General features: G+C 63.0%; 19 protein-coding genes and 1 pseudogene. 6 read left to right on the top strand and 14 right to left on the bottom strand.

Features of this window, described 5'->3' with window-relative positions:
* Positions 1 to 121: 121 nt before the first annotated feature.
* The gene (locus tag ABID59_RS19600; RefSeq protein WP_027533949.1) at positions 122 to 355 is read right to left on the bottom strand and encodes a hypothetical protein; all 234 of its coding nucleotides are present in this window, start codon (positions 353 to 355) and stop codon (positions 122 to 124) included.
* A gap of 456 nt (positions 356 to 811) precedes the next feature.
* Here ABID59_RS19600 and ABID59_RS19595 point away from each other — a divergent pair, with 456 nt between their 5' ends.
* Together ABID59_RS19595 and ABID59_RS19590 are read left to right on the top strand one after the other, a co-directional pair.
* The gene (locus tag ABID59_RS19595; protein ID WP_148752094.1) at positions 812 to 1,309 is read left to right on the top strand and encodes a hypothetical protein; all 498 of its coding nucleotides are present in this window, start codon (positions 812 to 814) and stop codon (positions 1,307 to 1,309) included.
* A 65-nt stretch (positions 1,310 to 1,374) separates the two neighbouring features.
* Positions 1,375 to 2,232: a hypothetical protein gene (locus ABID59_RS19590; RefSeq protein ID WP_502916811.1), complete on the top strand. Its 858-nt coding sequence runs from the start codon at positions 1,375 to 1,377 to the stop codon at positions 2,230 to 2,232.
* A 10-nt stretch (positions 2,233 to 2,242) separates the two neighbouring features.
* On the opposite strand, the gene ABID59_RS19585 is transcribed toward ABID59_RS19590, so the two are convergent.
* The 5 genes from ABID59_RS19585 to ABID59_RS19565 form a co-directional block, all read right to left on the bottom strand.
* Positions 2,243 to 3,034 carry a class I SAM-dependent methyltransferase gene (locus ABID59_RS19585; RefSeq protein WP_354084433.1) on the bottom strand — a complete coding sequence of 264 codons (792 nt, stop codon included), beginning with the start codon at positions 3,032 to 3,034 and terminating at the stop codon, positions 2,243 to 2,245.
* A 58-nt stretch (positions 3,035 to 3,092) separates the two neighbouring features.
* Entirely contained in the window at positions 3,093 to 5,459 is a 2,367-nt protein-coding gene (locus ABID59_RS19580) for an efflux RND transporter permease subunit (protein WP_148752095.1), read from the bottom strand.
* Between the two features lie 205 nt (positions 5,460 to 5,664).
* On the bottom strand, positions 5,665 to 6,450 hold the full coding sequence (eutC, locus tag ABID59_RS19575; RefSeq protein ID WP_354084432.1) for an ethanolamine ammonia-lyase subunit EutC: 786 nt from the start codon (positions 6,448 to 6,450) through the stop codon (positions 5,665 to 5,667).
* Complete coding sequence (locus ABID59_RS19570; RefSeq protein WP_354084431.1) at positions 6,447 to 8,033, bottom strand: B12-binding domain-containing radical SAM protein; 1,587 nt, start codon at positions 8,031 to 8,033, stop codon at positions 6,447 to 6,449. The genes eutC and ABID59_RS19570 overlap by 4 nt, the downstream gene beginning before the upstream one ends.
* A gap of 171 nt (positions 8,034 to 8,204) precedes the next feature.
* Positions 8,205 to 9,587 carry an ethanolamine ammonia-lyase subunit EutB gene (locus ABID59_RS19565; RefSeq protein ID WP_354084430.1) on the bottom strand — a complete coding sequence of 461 codons (1,383 nt, stop codon included), beginning with the start codon at positions 9,585 to 9,587 and terminating at the stop codon, positions 8,205 to 8,207.
* A 220-nt stretch (positions 9,588 to 9,807) separates the two neighbouring features.
* Between ABID59_RS19565 and ABID59_RS19560 the strand changes: the two genes are divergently transcribed.
* Positions 9,808 to 11,538, top strand: a complete 1,731-nt coding sequence (locus ABID59_RS19560; protein WP_148752099.1) for a methyl-accepting chemotaxis protein — start codon at positions 9,808 to 9,810, stop codon at positions 11,536 to 11,538.
* Positions 11,539 to 11,804: 266 nt separating this feature from the next.
* Here ABID59_RS19560 and ABID59_RS19555 read toward each other — a convergent pair whose 3' ends face one another.
* Positions 11,805 to 12,122: an antibiotic biosynthesis monooxygenase family protein gene (locus tag ABID59_RS19555; RefSeq protein WP_354084429.1), complete on the bottom strand. Its 318-nt coding sequence runs from the start codon at positions 12,120 to 12,122 to the stop codon at positions 11,805 to 11,807.
* A 217-nt stretch (positions 12,123 to 12,339) separates the two neighbouring features.
* On the opposite strand from ABID59_RS19555, the gene ABID59_RS19550 reads away from it, so the two are divergent.
* Together ABID59_RS19550 and ABID59_RS19545 are read left to right on the top strand one after the other, a co-directional pair.
* Entirely contained in the window at positions 12,340 to 12,837 is a 498-nt protein-coding gene (locus ABID59_RS19550; RefSeq protein WP_354084428.1) for a YkgB family protein, read from the top strand.
* A gap of 105 nt (positions 12,838 to 12,942) precedes the next feature.
* Positions 12,943 to 13,398, top strand: coding sequence for an arsenate-mycothiol transferase ArsC (locus ABID59_RS19545; protein ID WP_354032173.1), 456 nt, complete (start codon positions 12,943 to 12,945; stop codon positions 13,396 to 13,398).
* Positions 13,399 to 13,502: 104 nt separating this feature from the next.
* On the opposite strand, the gene ABID59_RS19540 is transcribed toward ABID59_RS19545, so the two are convergent.
* The 7 genes and pseudogenes from ABID59_RS19540 to ABID59_RS19510 all read right to left on the bottom strand — a co-directional run bounded on the left by ABID59_RS19540 (position 13,503) and on the right by ABID59_RS19510 (position 19,437).
* Positions 13,503 to 13,679, bottom strand: coding sequence for a hypothetical protein (locus ABID59_RS19540; protein WP_187434946.1), 177 nt, complete (start codon positions 13,677 to 13,679; stop codon positions 13,503 to 13,505).
* 286 nt (positions 13,680 to 13,965) lie between these two features.
* The gene (locus ABID59_RS19535) at positions 13,966 to 15,285 is read right to left on the bottom strand and encodes a TAXI family TRAP transporter solute-binding subunit (protein WP_354084427.1); all 1,320 of its coding nucleotides are present in this window, start codon (positions 15,283 to 15,285) and stop codon (positions 13,966 to 13,968) included.
* Between the two features lie 217 nt (positions 15,286 to 15,502).
* Positions 15,503 to 15,775, bottom strand: a pseudogene (locus ABID59_RS19530) (SUMF1/EgtB/PvdO family nonheme iron enzyme); the annotation flags it as partial.
* A 378-nt stretch (positions 15,776 to 16,153) separates the two neighbouring features.
* Positions 16,154 to 16,501 (bottom strand): hypothetical protein, encoded by a 348-nt coding sequence (locus tag ABID59_RS19525; RefSeq protein ID WP_148752104.1) that lies wholly within the window; start codon positions 16,499 to 16,501, stop codon positions 16,154 to 16,156.
* A 238-nt stretch (positions 16,502 to 16,739) separates the two neighbouring features.
* Positions 16,740 to 17,756: a zinc-dependent alcohol dehydrogenase family protein gene (locus ABID59_RS19520; RefSeq protein WP_354084426.1), complete on the bottom strand. Its 1,017-nt coding sequence runs from the start codon at positions 17,754 to 17,756 to the stop codon at positions 16,740 to 16,742.
* On the bottom strand, positions 17,753 to 18,172 hold the full coding sequence (locus ABID59_RS19515) for a (R)-mandelonitrile lyase (RefSeq protein WP_354031833.1): 420 nt from the start codon (positions 18,170 to 18,172) through the stop codon (positions 17,753 to 17,755). The genes ABID59_RS19520 and ABID59_RS19515 overlap by 4 nt, the downstream gene beginning before the upstream one ends.
* A 50-nt stretch (positions 18,173 to 18,222) precedes the next feature.
* Positions 18,223 to 19,437, bottom strand: coding sequence for an MFS transporter (locus ABID59_RS19510; RefSeq protein ID WP_354084425.1), 1,215 nt, complete (start codon positions 19,435 to 19,437; stop codon positions 18,223 to 18,225).
* 131 nt (positions 19,438 to 19,568) lie between these two features.
* Here ABID59_RS19510 and ABID59_RS19505 point away from each other — a divergent pair, with 131 nt between their 5' ends.
* Positions 19,569 to 20,477, top strand: a complete 909-nt coding sequence (locus tag ABID59_RS19505; RefSeq protein ID WP_354084424.1) for a LysR family transcriptional regulator — start codon at positions 19,569 to 19,571, stop codon at positions 20,475 to 20,477.
* The last annotated feature ends 107 nt before the right edge of the window (positions 20,478 to 20,584 follow it).

Here is a 20,584-nt window from a genome sequence, read left to right as displayed (position 1 = left end):
GCCGCGGCCCCCATATAGGGGAATACGGCCGCAAAACCAATCCTGTCTCTCGATGGCAGCCCCGCGGATCCGGCGTGAAAAAGGCGGCCCCACGGCCGCCTTTGTGGGCCAGCGGCCGAGCTTACTGATTGTGGTTCTTCAGGACCTGGTCGCAGGCCTGCGAGATCTTGGCCCGGTTCTCCTTGAGGCAGGCCAGAACGGTGAAATCGCCCTGGTCGATGACCGGACGGCAGAACTTCTGCACGTCGCGCGTGCAGGCCTTCTGCTCGGCGTCCGTGCCACGCCCCTGCTGGGCGAACGCAGCCGTGGACAGGGTTGCCGACAGCACGGTGAGAGCGACGAGAAGCTTACGCATTGTATTCCTTCATTCTGACGGCAGAATCGCACCAGTCCCGGACAGCACAGGGCGGACGACGGGAACGGATTGTTCTGATGGCAAGTTGCCGCGGAAGGGCGGCACCGGAGAAGGCACAAGCGCTGGCAAATGCGGCCAAATTGGCGCCACCCCTACCAAATCAGGTCTTCCCTAGGCCTTCATTGGCAGATGTAAGAGGTTGATACTACGTCATAATTCGGGCAGGTCACGTTTTGGACGGCACCTGTTGCAGAGCTGCATCTGTCCGATCCGCTTTTTCGACTGGAAACACATGGAAACAGAGGGAATCCGGGCTCGGACCAACGCGAGAGCGCTTTGCGCACCTGACATCGTGGGCGGTTAGGCTTGAACCTGACACGGGTTCGGAACACTAAACTTTCGATGTGGCGAGACGTCCTGCCATGAGCGGCGTCGTTCCAAAACGGGATATTTGAGATGAAGTTCTTTGGACGATCTGGACAGGCGATCAAGGCGGCCGGCATTGGCGCGGCGCTGCTCTTCTCGGTTTCGGCAAGCCACGCTCAGTCGTCCGGACCGTTCGCCGGTTTCGATGGCGCCTGGACCGGTACCGGCACTGTGGCGCTGTCCGACGGTTCCACCGAGCACATCCGCTGCAAGGCGGACTACAAGGTTGGCGGCACCGGCCTCAACCTGAAGCAAGCCCTGCACTGCGCCTCCGACAGCTACAAATTCGACCTCACCAGCGACGTGACCAGCCAGGGCGACCGCATCTCCGGCAATTGGAGCGAGTCCAGTCGCAACATCTTCGGCAATCTCCAGGGGACCGCCGGCGGCGGCCAGATCGACGTGTTCGTCGAGGCCAACGGCTTTGCCGCCAATTTGACGCTGCGCACCAACGGCACCAAGCAGACGGTGCAGATCTCGTCCAAGGGCGAGATCCGCGGCGTCAATATCACGATGACGAAGAGCTGATCGCTCTTCCCGCTTCCAAGAGGAACACGCCCCCGGTTTTTCGCGAGCCGGGGGCTTTTTACTGAATGAACCGATTTCGCAGACAGCTGCTTTGGGGACTAGGTTGGGGATTTGGGCTCCTCGCAACTCACCGGGCCTGGGCTAGCGATCAATCGCCAGCCCAAGGAGGACCGCAGATGCCGTCTTCGGCAATCAAGCCACGCCACGTGCTCTGTTTCCTCGGTAAGAATGAGAGCCTGTTGCATCCGCCGAAAGCGGCCGCAAACACGATCGCCGATTTCGGTTTCGAGATCGACCGCACCTATTCGCAAGCGCAGCCCGATCCGCATATGGCACGATCGTTCGCCGTGTGTTGGGACCGGGTCTTTCCCAATGCGTGGTCCACCGCCGATGAGGCCGCCGTCGCCAACCACAAATCCGTGCTCTACGTGCTGAGCCCGCCGATGGAGCAGCAGAAGGCGGTCGCCTATTCGGCCGCAGCCTTGCGCATCGTGGAGGAGATGATCGACGCCGGCGCGACCGCCGTGAAAGGCGAAAGCGCGGGCGTCGCCCACGGCCTCGAGCGGTGGATGCAACTCGCGGCCGAATGCAAGACGGCGGCGAAGACGAATCGGGGCCTCGCCGTCACGGCAGCCATGAGCCGGGCCTGCCGCCTCGCCCTTGCCAAGCGTCCGCTCGACGGCACGACTTACAATGAAAGCGTCGGCTTTCATCTGGTCGGGCTGCCGGAGATTTATGTCGCAAAATCCCGCGGCAGCGACCGCGATGCGGCGCGTCTCATCGACGAGATCGCCGACGCCATGACCGAACGCGGCATCGATGCGGCGCTGGCTGATCGCGGGCTTAGCCTTTCGCGACAATCGGACTACCCGGAGGACGATTTCAAGTTCAACCCTTACGGGATCGTCCGCATCGGTGCGTGAGACAGCCGGATCAATCCCTGCGCGCGACGCATTCGCATCGGCATCTGAAGTAGACCGCATCGGGATCGCGCCCCCAGGCGTCCCATCCGGCAAGGGCCGCCCCGATCTCGTCGTCGGTGGCCAGCCGCCTGCCCAGGAGCTGCGGCCCGAGGCCGAGAAGGCTCCGCCTGGCATCCGCGACTGCCTCGGCGCGGCTTGCCGCATCGGCGCTGTGGTTGACATAGCTTGCGCCGGCCCAGAGCGGCGTGAACCCGTGCGCGCGCAGGATCGAGCTCTGCCTGCGGCCGAAGCGAAGTGTCTTGGAATCGTCGTGACCGTACCAGCGTTGCCAGAGGTCGAGCGCGAGGCGCACGCCGTCGAGTTCGGGATGGAGAATATTGCCGCCGACATCGGCGTCACGTGTGCCCAGCACCCCGCCCGGCTTCAGCACCCGTTGCGCCTCCGCCAGCGTTCGCATCAACATCGCCTCGCTCTGATGGTAGAGCACGGCGTGAAAGAACACCGCGTCGAACGCGGCATCCTCGAACGGAAGCGCCGTCATGTCGGCTTCGACAAAGGCCAGATTGGTCAGGCCGGCACGCGCGGCCAGCTGATGCGCGGCCGCGATCGCGTTCGGCTCGATGTCGACGCCGATCGCCTTGGCAACGATCCCGGCAAGCGCAGCCGTGATGGTCCCCGGGCCGCAGCCCACGTCAAGCAGGGTCATCTTCGGCTTGAGAAACGGGACAAGGAAGGCGGCCGAATCGCCGCCCCGCTTCTGTTGAAACGTCGTGATGGAGCTGTCGTGTCGCACGTCACGCATGGCGCCTCCGAATAGCAGCCAGAGTGCTTGCGATTCGGTGGCAGCGTGATGACCCCGCTCAGATCGCCGGCTTGTCGGGCCCCTGAAGCTTGGCGTGCAGGTTGATCAACCACATCGCCGTCGGCCGGAGGATGAAGAGGTCGGCCACCAGCGCCGCCACCATCGAGAAGGCGCTGAGCCAGCCGAACAGCCGCAGCGAGGGCAGGTCCGAGAACACGGTGACGACGAGGCCGCAGGCCAGCACCAGCGTGGTCAGGATCAGCGCGGGGCCGACCAGCACGGTCGCCCGCTCCACCGCGATCGCCGAACCGACGCCGGGCTTACTCTCCAATCGCAGGCGATTGAGGAAGTGGATGGTGGCGCTCAAGCCCAGGCCGAACGAGACGGTGAGCGCGACGACACTGGCGAATTGCAAGCCCTCGCCCATTGCCCACAGCACCGTTCCCGACATCACCACCGGGAAAATGCCCGGCAGGATACAGGCGAACATCACCACCCAGGAGCGGAAGGCCAGCCCAATGAAGATCGCGACCATCGCGAATTCGACGGTGAGACCGCGGTTCAGCTTCTCGATCATGCCGGCCGAATTGCGCGCGGCGATGGCGGCAAGACCGGTGACGGCAACCTCGTAGCCGGGATGCTTTTTGCGGACGGCGTCGAGCTCGGTGTCGAGCTTGTCGACAATCGGCAGGAGCTGGCTGGAGTCCTTGTCCGGCACGCGGCCGGCCACGACCACCGCATCCTGCTCGGCATCGATGAACCTTCGCACCAGATGCTCGGGGATGACGTTGACATATTCCTTCAGCGTCGCGACATCGTCGCTGCCGGCCTTTTCCGCCAGCCAGCGACGCAGCGTCTCCAGCGACCAGACGTTACCGACGCCGGCCGCCTTCTCCACAGTCGCGTGCACGTCGGCGATGGTTTGCAGCGTCTCCGGCGAGTAGAGCGTTTCGCCCTTGGGGAATTGGATCAGCACGTTGACCGGATTGGCGCCGGTCAGCTTGGCATCGAGCCGGTTGCTGGCGGCCACCGCCTGGCGCTTGTCCGGCACCTGGTCGGCGAGCCGGTAGCGCGGCTGCAGATTGGCGTAGACGACGCCGAGGCTGGCAACGAACAGCAGTGCGATCAGGCTGAACAGGCCGGGCCGGCCGACCATGCGCACCGCGATCCAGTAGCAGAAATTACGCAGCGCCTGCACGCCTGCATCCGCGGTCTGGAACTTGACGGCAAAGAGCTTCTCGTTGCGCACGAACAGCACGCCGAACACCGGCACCAGCGATAGCACCGTGACCAGCGCGATGATGGTTGCGGCAAGGCCCGCCTCGCCGAATTTGCGGATCAGGTCGGAGTCCGAGAACTGAAGTGCGATGAAGGAAATGCCAGCGGTGCCGTGCGTCAGCACGCAGGCCGGGCCCACCACCAGCACCGCATTCCTGAACGCGGTGAACTTGTCCTGGCCCGCGATCAGCCGGTCGCGTGCGGCGAAGGTGAGCTGCATCGAGTCCGAGAACGAGATCACCATGATGAGCGGGGTCATCACGTTCAGGAACATGTTCAGGTTGAAATTGGCCCAGCCGAGCGCGCCGAGTGCGATCAAAATCGCGATCATCGGCGGGAACGCCGCCACCACCATGAACGAGATCTTGCGGAAGAAGATGATGGCGATGACGCAGCCGGCGAGAATGCCGAGGACGTTGTAGGTGAGGCCGTCGCGCTCGACCGCGTTGCGGATCTCGAGCTGCATCACCGGCACGCCGGAGAGCTGTACGCTGAGGCCGGTCTCGCCGAGATCCTCCTTCATCAGCGCGCGGATGTCGCCGACGGTCTTCGTGAGCTTGCTGGAGGCGACCACCTCGGGATCGAGCGACAGCACGATCAGCGCGAGCGTGCCGTCCTCAGACAAGAGCTTGCCGCGGATGATCTCGTTGTTTTTGACGGTCTCGATGAACTGGTCATAGGCCGCGCCTTCGGGCAGCTCGGCCGGGAACAGCGCGGCCGGCAGCTTGCCCGGCGCCGGCGCCTGGCGCGCGGAGAACAGCGAGACCAAACCGCGGGTGCCCTCGACCAGCTGCATGTCAGTGATGAAGTCGCGCAGCTTCTCAAGATTGTTTCGCGCCAGGAGGTTCTTGCCCTCGACCACGACGAGAACGTCGAATTCCTCGGCCGGGAATTTCTTCGTCACCGCCTCATACTGGCGGAATTCCGGCGTGTTGGAGCGGAACAGCTGGGACAGCGAATCGTCGATCTTGATCCGGTAGATGCCGAACACCGCGCCGACGATCAGCACGACCAGGATGATGCAGGAGACGATCGGCGCCCGGACCGCAATCAGCCCGATGCGCTCCAGCCCGAAGGCGATGGAGGACGCAGGCCCTTGCTCGACCTTGTCGACATGAACCTCATTCTCACGGTGCTTTTCGAGCATGCCTTGTCCAGTTCCTAAATCGGCTCGGTCAGTGAGCTTATTGCGCCCCGCGAACGGCTTGAAAATGCCATACGAATGGGAGGCTTGCCCTTTGAAAATGCGCGTAAAATCGCCGGCAGCGGTTTAGCAGGTCATGAGCCCGCCTCGCAAGCACGCCAAGGGTCTCCAAATCGATCAAGATGCGGCGATTTTACCGGAATGCCCGTCATTCGGGCAAAGCCGAGCCAATTCGACGCGGCGCCCGGTCGGCGCTCTCGTCCTTGAGCGCCACGCCCGTGACCTCCCGCGCCAGTCCCTCGCGGACCAGCCAGACGAGCTTGAGGGCGGCCTCACGATAGCTCAACCCGGCCCTGTGGATATTCGACACGCAGTTGCGCGCGGCATCGGTCAGCCCGGGCTTCGGTGCGAAGGTCAGATAGGCACCGAGGCTGTCGGGCGCGGACAGGCCCGGCCGTTCGCCGATCAGCATCAAAACCATGCGGGCGCCGAGGATGGCCCCGATCTCGTCGCCCAGCGCAACCCGCGCGCCTGAGGCGACGACGACATGGCCGATCGCGACAGCGTCGCCTTCGCGGAGCAGCGGTAGCAGGCTTTGCAGCAGCGCGACTGCATGGGCATGGATCGCCGCCGCCGACAATCCATCACCGATGACGATCGCAAGCTGGCACGGCGCAGTGGCACCGTCCGCCAGCGCCGCGGCAGAACCGGCATCGAGTTGCCGTCCAAGATCCGGCCGGCGCAGATAATCGCTGCGATCGGCGGCCCGGCTCGTCACCTCGGTGGCGTCAAGACCGAGCGCCCTCACCCCGGCAACCAGACCCGGTGCGTCGAAGGCGGCGTGCACGGCATCGCGGGCGCGGGCATGCGCCAGCGTGAAATCGAGCAGCGGTTTTGTCGGCAGGCTCGCGCCGCTGCGCCCGAGCGCGACGCGCGCAGGCGTGAACGATCTCAGGTCGACGGTCGGGCGTGCCGGAACGGGCTTGTCGCTCATTCGGCGGGAACGGACGCTTCGCGCAGCCGGATCGAATAGTTCGACGCGTTCTGCTTGCCGCTCGATGCCGCGCGCGCAAAGGTGATGAGATGATGCGCGATCATGGTGCAGCCGATCAGGCCTTCGATTTCACCACGGCGGATCCGCTCCAGCGCAAACTTCCAGAACACGCGCCTGTAGTCGCCGAGCACGCCGACCTTCCAGAAGATGTTGCGCAGCATGACGAGGCCGCGCCGGATATTGGTCCAGGTCTTCATCTCGTCCGGCACCGGCATCTTGAGGCGATGGGGATAAACCTCGTCGCATTGATACTGGAAGCGCGCGTAGACCTTCTCGGGCTCGTAGGCGACGCTCATGGCGTGCTTCCAGGATGCGACGACGTCGTCATAGGGCAACAGGAAGTTGACATTGGAATCGCGCCCCTCGTCATCGACCAGGCGCCCTTCCTTCTCCAGCCGGTCCCACAGCGGCGTCTTCGGCAGCGCCTGAAGCAGGTTGATGGTCAGCAGCGGAATGTGCGACTCCTCGACGAAGGCGAGCAGCGCCTCCGAGGTGTTCGGCTTGTCGGTGTCGAGCCCCATGATGATTCCCGACACCACCTCCATCCCGTAGGAGTTGATGGTGCGTACGCCCTCGAGGATCGGAACCATCATGTTGTGGTCCTTGTGCATCGCCTTCAGCGCGTCGGGGTCCGGCGTCTCGATGCCGCAGAAGATGGTGATGAAATAGGCCTCGCGCATCTTCTCGAGGATTTCGGGGCGCTTTGCGATGTTGAGCGTCGCTTCGCAGGCGAGCCGCACCACATAGCCGGTCTTCTTCTGCCACTCGATCAGATGCGGCAGCAGATCCAGCGCCGCTTTGCGGTTACCGATGAAATTGTCGTCGACGAAATAGACCGTGTCGGTCATGCCGCATTCGCGCAGGCGGTCGAGCTCGGCGATGATCTGCTCGGGCGATTTGATGCGCGGATTGCGGCCGTAGAGGCCGGGGATGTCGCAGAACTCGCACTGATAGGGACAGCCGCTGGAATACTGGATGCTGCCGAGGAAATACCGCTTCACATCGGCGAGCTCATAGGCCGGGATCGGAAACTCCGTCATCGGCACGCGGTCTTTGGTCGTCAGCACGACCTGTTGCTCGGGGCGAGACGTATCGCGCGACAGGATTTCGAGCAGCTGATTGGTGGCGTCGCCGAGTTCGCCGACATGGAGATAGTCGAATGACGGGTAATAGTCCGGGCAAGCGCTGACCGAGGGACCGCCGAGCGCAACCGGCAGGTCGAACTCATGGGCGCGGCGGCAGATGTCGTTCATCTGCTGGCGCTGGATGTGCATGCCGCTGACGAAGACCGCCTCCGCCCATTCGAACTCTTCCTTTGTCGCGCGGCGAAGATTCTCGTCGACGAATTTGACCTGCCACTCCTTCGGCAGATAGGCCGCGAGCAACAGCAGGCCCTGCGGCGGCATGAAGGCGCGGACGCCGTCGGTCAGCGGATAGGCATACTCGAAGGTGCCGAAAGACGACGTGTAACGCGGGAAGACACAGAGAATATGCCGGCTCGTTCCGTTGCTTTCAGCGCGCATCGAACTTCCCCCAACCACGTTCTACGAACGGTACTGACGAGGTCTCCAGAAACATAGCGTAACGCTGCGACCGGAATTCCTCAATATTGTGGCACCGAACTAATTCATGAGACGCACCAATGGTTTCCCCGGTTCACGCCGTCGGATGATGTTTTTTGCGGGACTTTCGCGTCACGCGATCAACCGGGAGGCGAAATCGGGCAACAGGCCTGCATCACCGGCAAGCCGGAAGTCGGCGCCCGCAATTCCGGTCTGGACCAGCCAGTCGTCGAACTCCGGCGCTCGGGCCGCGCCGAAGACGTCGCGCACATAGAGCGCATCGTGGAAGGAGGTGGACTGGTAGTTCAGCATGACGTCGTCGGCGCCGGGCACCCCCATGATGAAGGTGACGCCGGCGGCGGCAAGCAACGTCAGCAGATTGTCCATGTCGTCCTGGTCCGCCTCGGCATGGTTGGTGTAGCAGATGTCGGTGCCGAGCGGCAGGCCGAGCAGCTTGCCGCAAAAATGATCCTCCAGCCCCGCCCGGATGATCTCCTTGCCGTCATAGAGATATTCCGGACCGATGAAGCCGACCACGCTATTGACCAGTAATGGCGCATAGGCACGGGCCACCGCATAGGCACGCGCCTCGCAGGTCTGCTGGTCGACACCGTGATGGGCGTTGGCCGACAGCGCGGAGCCCTGGCCGGTCTCGAAATACATCACGTTCTCGCCCACCGTGCCGCGCTTCTGCGACAGCCCGGCTGCCTGCGCCTCCTTCAGCAGCGCGAGGTCGATGCCAAAGCTTCGATTGGCGGCCTCGGTGCCGGCGACCGACTGGAAGACGAGGTCGACCGGCACGCCCTGCCCGATCAGCGCCAGCGTCGTGGTGACATGGGTCAGCACGCAGCCTTGGGTCGGGATCTTCAGCCGCGCGATGATCTCGTCCAATAGCCGCAGCAATTGCGCGATGACAGCCGGATCGTCGCTTGCCGGATTGATGCCGATGCAGGCATCGCCGGCTCCTAGCAGCAGGCCGTCGAGGATCGAGGCGGTGATGCCCCTGGCATCGTCGAAGGGATGGTTGGGCTGCAGCCGCGTGCTCATCCGGCCCTTCAGGCCGATGGTGTTGCGGAAGGCGGTGATGACCTCGCATTTCCGCGCCGCCAGGATCAGGTCCTGGTTGCGCATCAGCTTCGATACCGCCGCCGCCATCTCCGGCGTGATGCCGGGCGCGAGCTTGCGCAAGACCTCCGCCGTGGCCGCGTCCGACAGAAGCCAGTCGCGGAAGGCTCCGACCGTCAGCGAGGCCACGGGGGCAAACGCCTTGGCGTCATGGCTGTCGATGACGAGCCGGGTCACCTCGTCGGCCTCATAGGGGATGACGGCCTCGTTAAGGATTTGACCGAGTGGGACGTCCGCCAGCGCCATCCGCGCGGCGATCATCTGCTCGGCGCTCCCTGCGGCAATGCCGGCCAGCCGGTCGCCGGAGCGCGGCGGCGTCGCCTTGGCGAGGAGGTCGCGCAGGTCGGGAAAGGTGTAGGTCGTGGCGTCGATGGCGTGGCGGTAGACCAAAGGCCCCTCCGGGGTTCGTCGGCCAGTGACCGACTCCAAAGCGATCTTGAAACTATACCTTTGGATCAAGGCGCTGAAATATCTTACCTTTCTTTCGACCTGGGGCGAAGGGGGCCAACGGCCGCGTTAACGCTGCGTCCATCTTCATTCTGCATAGTTTTGCATCAATTTTAGAAGACCGCGCAGTCCGGCCACTCCTGGCCATTCGGGCCCCCGCACCATGACATCAGACCGATCTGGGAATACCGCCGGCCTGGCAGGCCGTTTCTCGCTGGCCACCAAGCTCTATGCGATCTTCGCGCTGTTCGCCCTGCTCATCGCGGCGATCGCTATGCTGTCGGACTACAACAGCCGCCGCGGCGCCGAGTTGACCAGCGCGATCGAGACGGCGAATGCGGCGGCGCTGAACGTCGAGCGCGTCAACTCGCTGGTCTATGCGGTCGTGATGGAATCGCGCGGCGTCTACATGTCGACCGAACCGGCGGTCGTGAAGAAATACGGCGATGGCCTGCTCAAGTTCAACGGGCAAATCCTGAATGTCGTGAAGGGATGGGAGAGCATCGTCAAGGCTGACGACGCCGAGCAGTTCGCCACCTTCAAGAAGCGCATCGAGCAGTTCGTCGACTTCCGCAAGGAGTTGGTCCGCCGCGGCGTCGAGATCAATGCAGCCGCGGGCCGCGAATGGGGCGACAATGACGCCAACCGCGCCGTGCGCTCGGCGCTGAACAAGGATCTCGAGGCGCTCTCCAAGGTCTATGCCGAGCGCGCCAGGCAGATCGCGCGCGAGACCGAGACCAACCGTACGCTGTCCTTCGTGCTGACCTGCCTCGCCGGCGTGGCGCTGGCGCTGGTCGTGATCGGCATCATCATCATCGCCCGCTCGATCGCGCGGCCACTCGCCGCGATCACCGCGACCATCAAGCAGGTCGCCGACGGCGCCGAGAATGTCGTGGTGCCGCACGCCGGCCGCGCCGACGAGATCGGCGCGCTCGCGCGCGCCATCGAAGTGTTCCAGGACGCGATGGGGCGCAACCGCAACCTCGCCTCGCAGGTCTCGCAGGATTCTGCGGCACGCGAGCAGCGCGCGCACCACATCGAGCAGTCGGTCGAAGCGTTCCGCGAGGCGATCGGCGCGATCATGCGCGGCCTCAGCGACAACGCCACCGTCATGCGCGAGACCGCACAGACCATCACCCGTGTCACCGCGGATGCGAGCAGCCGCGCCGGCACGGCGGCGAACGCCACCGAGCAGGCCTCGCACAACGTCAGTGCGGTGGCAGGTGCGGCCGAGGAGCTGTCGGCATCGGTCGAGGAGATCGGCCGCCAGGTGCGGCAATCCGCGGGCGCGGTCGAGCAGACCGGCCAGCGCACCGAGAAATCGATCGCCGAGATCGAGAGCCTCGCCGCTGCCACGCAGCGCATCGACGGCGTGCTGACCCTCATTCAGACGATCGCCGAGCAGACCAATTTGCTCGCGCTCAACGCCACCATCGAGGCTGCGCGCGCCGGTGACGCCGGCCGCGGCTTTGCGGTCGTCGCGCACGAAGTGAAGGCGCTGGCGGGACAGACCGCGAAGGCGACCGCCGACATCGGCGAGAACGTCGCGATGATCCAGTCCTCCACCCGCAGCGCGGTCGATGCCGTCCGCGAGATCGGCGGCGCGGTGCGCGAGATCAACGAGGTCACCTCCGCGATTGCCGGCGCCGTCGGCCAGCAGGACCAGGCCACGCGCGAGATCTCCTCCAACGCGCAGAGCGCAGCCCAGGGCAACGAGACGCTGGTCGCCAGCATCACCTCGCTCCGCGACGCCATCGGCGAGACCGACACGGCGGCCTCCTCGGTGCTGACGGCCGCAAGCAGCGTGAGCGCGACGGCGGACACGCTGTCGCGCGAGGTGGAAAAGTTCTTCCAGAACTTGCGCTCGGACAGCCGCGTTGCCAAGGCGGGGTGATCGAGCGGCCGCCGTCCACAGAGCAGGCCCGCCTAAACCCAACACGCGAAAACAACCCCATGCACAGTAGGCAGGGTGAGCCTTGTCAATGGCCTGACCGCCAGCGTCACACGGCTGCTGATTTTACGAAATTTGTTTGACACGTCGGGCAAAACACCGGCATGATGTCACCATGGCGATGCTCCCCGAACCGAACCCCAGGGGGCGCCCAGAGACAACCGGGGACACGCGTTCCCAGGATGCCATCTGGTACGGCCCGGGCCGCATCACCCATGCTCGAACGGGCCGACTTCGCGGATGACCTGGCAGATCTGCAAAAATCCGCTGGCGTAGAATTCGGCATGGCCTCGCTTCATGGCTTCGACATGGTCGGGATGGGTCCGCCAGCCTTCGAGCGCCTGCTCCGAGGCGAAGCGAAAGACGGTGATCTCCTCCCCGTCATCCGCCTTGAATGATTTCACAGACAGAAATCCGGGAAGGCCGCTGACTATTCCATACATGCGCTCGCCCAGGCGATCGTACGCCTCGCCCGATGCGCCGTCCCGCAGCTTGAGATCTCCAATCACGATCACCTCACCGAGCATTTCGTCCTCCGCATTCAATTCCAACCCGAGAGAGAGTTCGCGGGCGCCCGGCCATTATTACGTTTCGGGATCAATAATTCCCATGTCCAACGACAATTTTCGTGATCCGAGCCCGGCCGCGCCGCACACAATCGTGAACTGAGACGCTTCCGGCCGCGCGTAACGAGCCCGGGAGTGCGGCCGTACTGCCAACAATGCATCGTCAAGGGCCGGTCAAATGAAAGAGCTAGCGAGAGCAACCTTCCATATCGCAGAGGATGGGGCGGGGTCCTATCGACCGCTGGCGATCCTGCGCTGGGTCATGGTCGTGATCTTCGTGTCGTTCGGCATGCAGAAGTTCACGCTGCAGTCGGCCCAGGGCATCGCGCAATTCATCAGCAACAGCCCGCTTGTCTCGTGGCTATCGGTCTTCGGATTGAGGGGCGAAGCCTATGTCCTCGGTGTCACTGAATTCGTGATTGCGGCCCTGTTGGTTGCCGGTGCATTCAGCCCGATCCTCTCGGCGCTGGGATCATTGATGGGAGTGGTCACTTTCGCCGTCACCTGGTCGTTCTTTTTCACCACGCCTGGCGTCGTGACATGGAGCATCTCAACCGACCCGATGGCCTGGAATCTGGCAGGCGAGTTCCTGTTCAAGGACATTGTGCTGTTTTGCGTCTGCGTCGTGCTGCTGCTGGCGTCACTGCCACAGGTCGTTACGCGGCTGCGCTGTTGAGAAGCCACGTGTCTTTCGGCACGAACACGTGTTAGCTTCTTCGAATTGCGGGACCACATGACATCCCCATGGCATGTGGCAGATCGTTGATGGACATACGACTTGATGAACAAGACCAATCGCGTGCTGTTTCTCTGCACGGGCAACTACTATCGAAGCCGCTATGCCGAGGAGATTTTCAACCATCAGGCCGGGCTCGAAGGGCTGGGTTGGCAGGCCTTCTCGCGCGGCGTCGCCGAAGATCTTCTCTTTCCTGAAAACGTGGGGCCGATGTCGCCCTACACGGTGAATGCCTTGCAAGCCAAAGGCATTGTGCCTGAAGGCGCTGCGCGCGATCCGGTGCTCTGCACGGACGACGACTTTGCGCAAGCGGCCCTTGTGGTCGCACTGAAGGATGCCGAGCATCGCCCCATGATCGAGCGCCGCTTTGCCGGTGTCGCCCATCGCGTCGAATACTGGAACGTGGACGATATCGAGTTCCTCGATCCGCCAACGGCGCTGGGCAAAATCGATGAGCTGGTTGGGCGGCTGATCGGGAGCCTGCAGAGCCGCCAGCGATAGTGCGAATATCCGCGTTCATGCGCGCTTCAAAATGAAGAGCCCCGATGCATCATCTTCGGATAGAGGTCGCCGAAGCCAGTGACGGAATCGCCGATGCTGTCGGTTCACACCAAGCCGAAGGGCGGCAGCGAAACGGATAGTGTCCCGTTGACGGTGGCGCCGTTGCGCCCGACGATCGCTGCCATCTGTACCGCCAACTGACCACCTAAAACCGGAGTTGCGAACGTGTAGCTCGGGACGAGCAATGCGAGGTCAGCATCGGCTTTCAGGGTCGCATTCAAATTGACGTTCAGGTTCGGATTCAGGCTGCCGATCTGAAGTCCGCGGGAACGCGCGACATCGGCACCAGCACTGACCGATGTATGATAATAAACCGTCGCGAACGCCCATCCCGGCTGCCCCGGCGCGGTCGCGAGACTGCCAAATATGCCCGGAAGCTAAAAACTGGTGCCGCTTTCATCGGCCCTCGAAACCGTCGCGGTGGTCGAAAGAAAGCCGGCGCATAAAAGGGCGATGGCTGCGGGAGTTCGCAGCGGCAACTAATTCATAACGACTCCTCTGTGTCGCTCAGGCTACACAGGCCACTGCAGGTTTCTTCGCAAGCATCGCTCGTCGATCGTGGACCAAGCTCTCGAGCCTATGGGCGGCGACATTCAGCGTCGCGTCGTCCACCGCACTCTCGTCTCCGCGCGCTGCTTTGGCGCGTTGCGCGCTGAGGATACCGTCGATCTCTTCCTCGATGTCGGAGAGTTCGGCTTCGGTGCCGGCCTTTCGGATACGGCGCCCCAGCGCATAAAGGGAATCCAGCGGACCCTCGCTTTTCGGGCTCCCAAGTCCCAGGAATTTCCAGGCCGCGGCGAGGACGGTCGCAGCGCCTCCCAGGATCATCGGCGTGAGGTAAATCCAGTTGCCGTACTCATCCATGAAACTCTGTTGGGTGGCGTTGTAGACGGCCGCCGCCCCGGGGTGCAGCGGAAGGTAGGCATCCTGGTCGGTGCTGGGCGCTGTGATCTGCGCGAAAATCGGATCCTCGGCCAAAAGGTCCCTGCGGACGCTCATGATCGTCTGGGTGAGCGTGGCGACCAGATCGGAACCAAGCTTCTTGTTCGCAACCAGATAGAGTGAAGTCCTCAAGGTTGTCAGGTCATCGTCCGGGACTGGCGGCGCTCCTCGCAGGGTGCCCTTTGGGACGTCGAAGCTCTCATAGGCACGCTCGGTTTCCGCGATTGCCGCGGCGGAATCGATCGCGATCAGGATCGGCAACGCTTTTGGCCCTTGCTGGGAGAAGCCTCGCACCAGTGACAAATATTTCTGGGCCAAAGGGATCACGACGAGCACTGCCGCAACCTCCTTGGACTGGATGGCTCGCCGGGCATCTGTCAAAGGGATATCCTTGAACACCTTCTGTCGATCCAGTCCGTATTCCTTGCTCAGCAGATCGGCGATTTTGGCATTGGTGTCTCCGCCGATCACCCCGATGCGCCGGCCTTTCAATTTGTCGATGCTGTCGATGGTCGATCCCGGCGGAGCAACGATGAGGACGACCATGTGGCTCACGACCACCACGGCTTTCGCTTGTGACAGGTCACCGACATCGCCGCGAACCACGGCAAGGTCCACCTTGCCGGCCGAAAACGCATTGGCCGCCTCGAGCGCCGTGCCGCTGTCGACAACCTTCAGCCGGACCGGCGCGTTGGTCGCGACGAGTCGGCTTGCCATGGCGGACATCATCTTGGCCGCTTCGCCATCAATGGAGCCGACCGCCACGCTCAGGGTCACCGGGCGCGTGTAGTATCGATAAGCGAACAGGCTCGCGCCTGCCGCAAGACCAACTGCTCCGACCAGCAGGACAAAACGAAGCCAGAGCGGCAAATTCGGCGAAGTCATGCCTGTCATCCCAAACACGTCGATCGATTGCCGCCGCTACGCGGCTGACTTTCGTTGTGTCCTTTTTCACGGCCAGACGGTTTTCAGGCCATTGGGCGTCTCATTTTCCTTCAAACGCGAATACGCGCTTCCAGTCATTCTTCCTGTCGACAATGGTCCAGCCCTCCGCCTGAGCGACATCGAGCGCCTTGTCGAGCTTGCCCACGGAAGAGTTGCGGTCGCGGAGATCGACGGGATGATCGGGTGGATTGAAAACGAGCGAACCCGCTTTCAGCATGTGGGGCAATGCACCCGGATAATCGTTCGGATCGGGAGCGATCTCGGCAAAGGTGACGTATCCCGTCACTTCAATGAATGCACGAAACTGCTGGTTCGTCACTGGCGTTCGATCGATCCGGAAGCTGTCGACCGCGACGCGATGGGCCGGCTTCTCCTCGGGATAATGCTTGTCCGATCCCATCCGGAACATGCCGCCGGGAACGAGCAGCATGTCGGCGTGTCGCTCAGCAACTGCCCACGTGCCTGCTTCGGAGAGACTCATGATACGCACAATCCTGCCAAGGCACACAAAACTACGCTCGTCCTGACGGCGCGCCAGGAAGCGGCCGTCGATCAATCACATGGCCGGCGCCTCAATGCGCGCCAGACGTCAATTGAACATCGAAGAATGCTAGAGCGATTTGAATCATCGTCCGATAGACATCAATGGTCCGGACGATTGTCTGCTACCGCACATTGCGCCTAACACGCTGTGGAAGCAAGCATGTTTGTCCTCGCACTCACGCGTGCGGCGGTCAGTGGAAATTCCGCGTGTTGATTTAAATCAAACCGGACGGCCGAAGTTCGGAGCAGTCGCGATGCAGTACGATCAGTTCTTGGGAAGCTTTCGCGCAAATTGTTGATCCTGAAGACAGGTCAACAATTCGACGTAACTGGGCGGCATCGCATTGTCGTCTGCCTTCTCGCCAACGGCCACCGACATACACATAGCGCGGTCAGACGCCAAAAAACCCGGCCATTGGGTCTGAAGCTGATCCTTCGCCCGCTGCTCGTCGTCCACACACCGCTTGATTGTTGCGGCCATACCGGCATTGGGATCGGAAGCCGACGCGCTGTCGACTTTGCAGCCCCGTTGAATGTTGAAGTTCGGCACGGTGTCGGCGACGTTGAAAATCAGCGGCAACGTAAGCAATACTGTCGGGATGTGCGCGAACATTTTGGTCCTCCTCGCAAGAGTTAAGAGTCAGAGACCTCAATTTCACGTCGTCGTACGAGCTGGCAGCGTGATCGACAGGACCCTACGCTTATGCGATCGCGAAACAATCGGATTCGTAAAATCATTCCGGAGGAATTCCTCGATCCGCCAACGGCGCTGGGCGAAATCGATGAGCTGGTTGGGCGGCTGATCGGGAGCCTGCAGAGTCGCTCCCGATAGACAGCGCCCTGCCCCGCCGTCACACCGTCAGCATCGTCTTGATCGCGCGGCGCTGGTCCATCGCCTTGTAGCCTTCGGCAACCTGGTCGATCGGCAGCGTGAGATCGAACACCTTGCCCGGCTGAATCCGTCCATTGAGCACCCGATCCATGAGATCGGGCAGGAACCGCCGCACCGGAGCGGGACCGCCCAGCATGCGCCGCTGCCCGAAGAACAACGCCTGGCCATCGAAGGTCACGCCATGGGGAACGCCGACATAGCCGATCGTGCCGCCCGGACGCGTGCATTCGAGCGCTTGTGACATGGCTTCCTGCGTGCCGACGCATTCGAGCACCGAGTCGGCACCGACGCCCCGGGTCAGCTCCTTGACGCGCGCGATGCCCTCGAGGCCGCGCTCGACGACGATATCGGTGGCGCCGAACTCCCGGGCCAGATCCTGCCGCGTCTTGTGGCGGCTCATGGCGATGATGCGCTCCGCGCCCATCCCTTTCGCTGCAAGCACACCCATGAGGCCGACCGCACCGTCGCCGACCACCGCGACCACGGAGCCTTGCTTCACATTCGCGGCGTCCGCGGCGTACCAGCCGGTCCCGAGCACGTCGGAGGTCGCAAGCAGATGCGGGATGAGATCGCGTCCCGGCATCTCGCTGGTCGCGACCAGCGTGCCATCAGCGAGCGCGACGCGCGCGTAAGGCGCCTGCGCGCCCGACATGAACTCACGCTGCTCGCACGACGACTGGAAACCGAATTTGCAATGCGGGCAGGTATTGTCCGAAAGGCAGAACGAGCCGACGACGAACTGGCCGGGCTTGATCGTCCGCACCGCGCCGCCGATCTCGACGACCACGCCGCAATATTCATGCCCCATATGCGCAGGGCCCTCACTGGGCTGTAGTCCACGATAGGGCCAGAGATCGGAACCGCAGATGCAGGTGGCCGACAGCTTGATGATGGCATCGGTCGGGCGAATGATCCTGGGGTCGTCGACGCTTTCGTAACGGACATCGCCGGGCCCGTAGAGGACGGTTGCCTTCATGGCTGGTCTCCGTTGGCGGCAGCCGCGCCATACTGTTCGTCTGTTACCTTTTCCATCCACGCGACCGGGCTGCCGTCGAGCGCTTCCTGGATGGCGATATGGCTCATGGCCGTGTTCGCTGACGCGCCATGCCAGTGCTTCTCACCGGGCTCGAACGAGACCACGTCGCCCGGTCGGATGTCCTCGATCGGACCGCCCCAGCGCTGCACGTGGCCGCGGCCGGACGTGACGATCAGCGTCTGGCCGAAAGGATGCGTGTGCCATGCAGTGCGCGCGCCGGGCTCAAAGGTGACGTGATTGCCGGCGACGCGAGATGGATCGATGGCCGGAAACAAGGGATCGATACGGACCGTGCCGGTGAAATACTCTGCCGGAGCCCGGGCCGACGCTTGCGAGCCTGCTTGCCGAATTTGCATGTCATGCCTCCGTTACTGCCAGTGTTTCAAACATTACGCGCGAAACCGCGTCACAAGGCACAAGCCGCGCATTGCGAGTTGGTTCTTGCCCTGCGACGAAAGATTCCAAACAAGATGACCGAGGACGAGAGCGCGAGGATGACGGCGCTGAACAGAAAGGTGGCCCGATAACCGCCACCGTCGAACAGCACGCCGCCGCCGGCGGCTCCGATCGTGATGGCAAACTGAACCACCGCGACCATCAAGCCTCCGCCTGCTTCCGCGTCGTCAGGCAATGCGCTGCTCAGCCACGTCCACCAGCCGACGGGCGCCGCCGTACCGACGAAGCCCCACAGGAACATCAGTGCAGCCGTTGCGCCGAGTGAGGAACCATAAGCCGTCAATGCGACCGCCACGACGGCCATTGCGAACGGCATCAAGACGAGAGACGAATAAAGGCGCTGGCGGATGACGAGCCCAATCAGTGACGTGCCGACAAGACCGGCCACGCCCATGACGAGCAGCAGAACCGAAATGGTCGTGGCGTCGACGCGCGTCACCATTTCGAAGAACGGCCGCAGATAGGTGAAGAGTGAGAACTGCCCGAGGAAGAACAGCGCCGCTGCGAGCATGCCGTAGGGAACTTCAGGGCTGCGCAGAACCTTGAACGCCGCCGCCGCGCTTGCCCGCTGCTGACTCGGCATGCGCGGCAACGTGAAGAATTGCCAAAGCAGGGTCAGCGCTGCAATCGGCACGACGCAAAAGAACGCGCCGCGCCAACCGATGTACTGGCCGAGGAAGCTGCCGAGAGGCGCGGCAATCGTCGTCGCGAGGGCATTGCCGCCATTGAGAAGCGCAAGTGCACGCGGCACATCCTTGTCCGGCGCGAGGCGGATCATCGTCGCGGCGGACATCGACCAGAAGCCACCGACGGCCATGCCGACCAGCGCGCGTCCGACCATGAAGACCGCATAACTGGGCGCAAAAGCAACGAGGATGCCGGAGACGAGGGTGATGCCGGTCAGCCACAACAAGACGGACCGACGATCGACACCGCGCGTAGCTGCCGAGATGAAGAGACTGGTGAGGATCGCGAACAGGCCGGATACGGAAATGGCTTGCCCCGCCTGGCCTTCGGTCAAATGCAGACTGTCCGCGATCGGCGTCAGCAGACTGACGGGCATCCATTCGGCTGCGACCAGCGTCGAGGCGCAGAGCGACAGTGCAAAAACTGCACTCCACGCGGCCACTGGCTGCATCGTCTTCTGATTTGTCGTGACGTCCATCGGGGATCCATATGTCGCGAAGCGCCCACACCGGCGCTGGTCACGGCAACACATAGCGCCGCCGACGGCATTCGATTAGCCGATATAATTTGCTTGCATTAATCGATGTGAGCCATGAATAGTGGCGGCCCATGGCCGCTCAGGATTTCAACGATCTGCTGGCTTTCGTGGCTGTCGCCCGCGAGCGCAGCTTCACGAAGGCCGCCGCGAAACTGGGCGTCGTGCAGTCGACGCTGAGCCACACGATCAAGCGCCTGGAATCGCAGATGGGCCTGCGGCTTCTCACGCGCACGACACGAAGCGTCGGCCTGACCGAGGCCGGCGAGCGGCTTCAGCAATCGGTTGCGCCGCGCATCGAGGAGATCGAACGCGATATCGCCGCACTGATGTCCCTGCGCGACAAGCCGTCGGGCACCATCCGGATTACGCTCTCGGACCATGCCCTGGAAAAAGCCGTCTGGCCGAAGCTGGCGCCGGTCCTGACGAAATATCCCGACATCAAGGTCGAGTTCAGCCTCGACACGGCCTTCCGCAACATCGTCGAGGACGGCTTCGATGCCGGCATCCGCCTCGGCGAGAGCGTCGAGAAGGACATGATCGCGGTGCGCATCGGTCCGGACTGGCGGCTCGTCGCCGTCGCCTCGCCCGCCTATCTGAAAGAGCATCCGAAGCCGAAGCATCCACAGGACCTCCTGAAGCATGTCTGCATCAAGCGGCGCGCGGCGGCCGGCGGTCATTATGTATGGGAGTTCGCCAAGAACGGTCCCGACCTCCGGGTACGGGTCGAGGGGCAACTGACCTTCAACGACTCCCGCGCCATGATCGAAGCCGCTGTCAAAGGCTTCGGCATCGCCTATCTTCCCGAAGATATGGTGACGCGGCACGTCCGGTCCGGCGAGCTCGTCATCGTGCTCGACGACTGGTCGCCGAAATTCGACGGCTATTACATCTACTATCCGACCTCACGGCAGAACTCGGCTGCATTCAAGGTGATCGTCGACGCGCTCCGCTACAACGAAGCGCGAAGAAAGCGCGGCTAGTCGCGCTGATATGCGTCCAAACGAAAAGCCCCGGCACGAGGGCCGAGGCTTGCGATGCAGTCCGCGTACATCCGGCGAACCAATCGTCACGTGGGAGACTAGCAACG

The sequence above is a fragment of the Bradyrhizobium sp. S3.3.6 genome (assembly GCF_040546905.1).
Lineage (GTDB): Bacteria > Pseudomonadota > Alphaproteobacteria > Rhizobiales > Xanthobacteraceae > Bradyrhizobium > Bradyrhizobium cytisi.
This window is presented reverse-complemented; position numbering and strand designations above follow the sequence as displayed.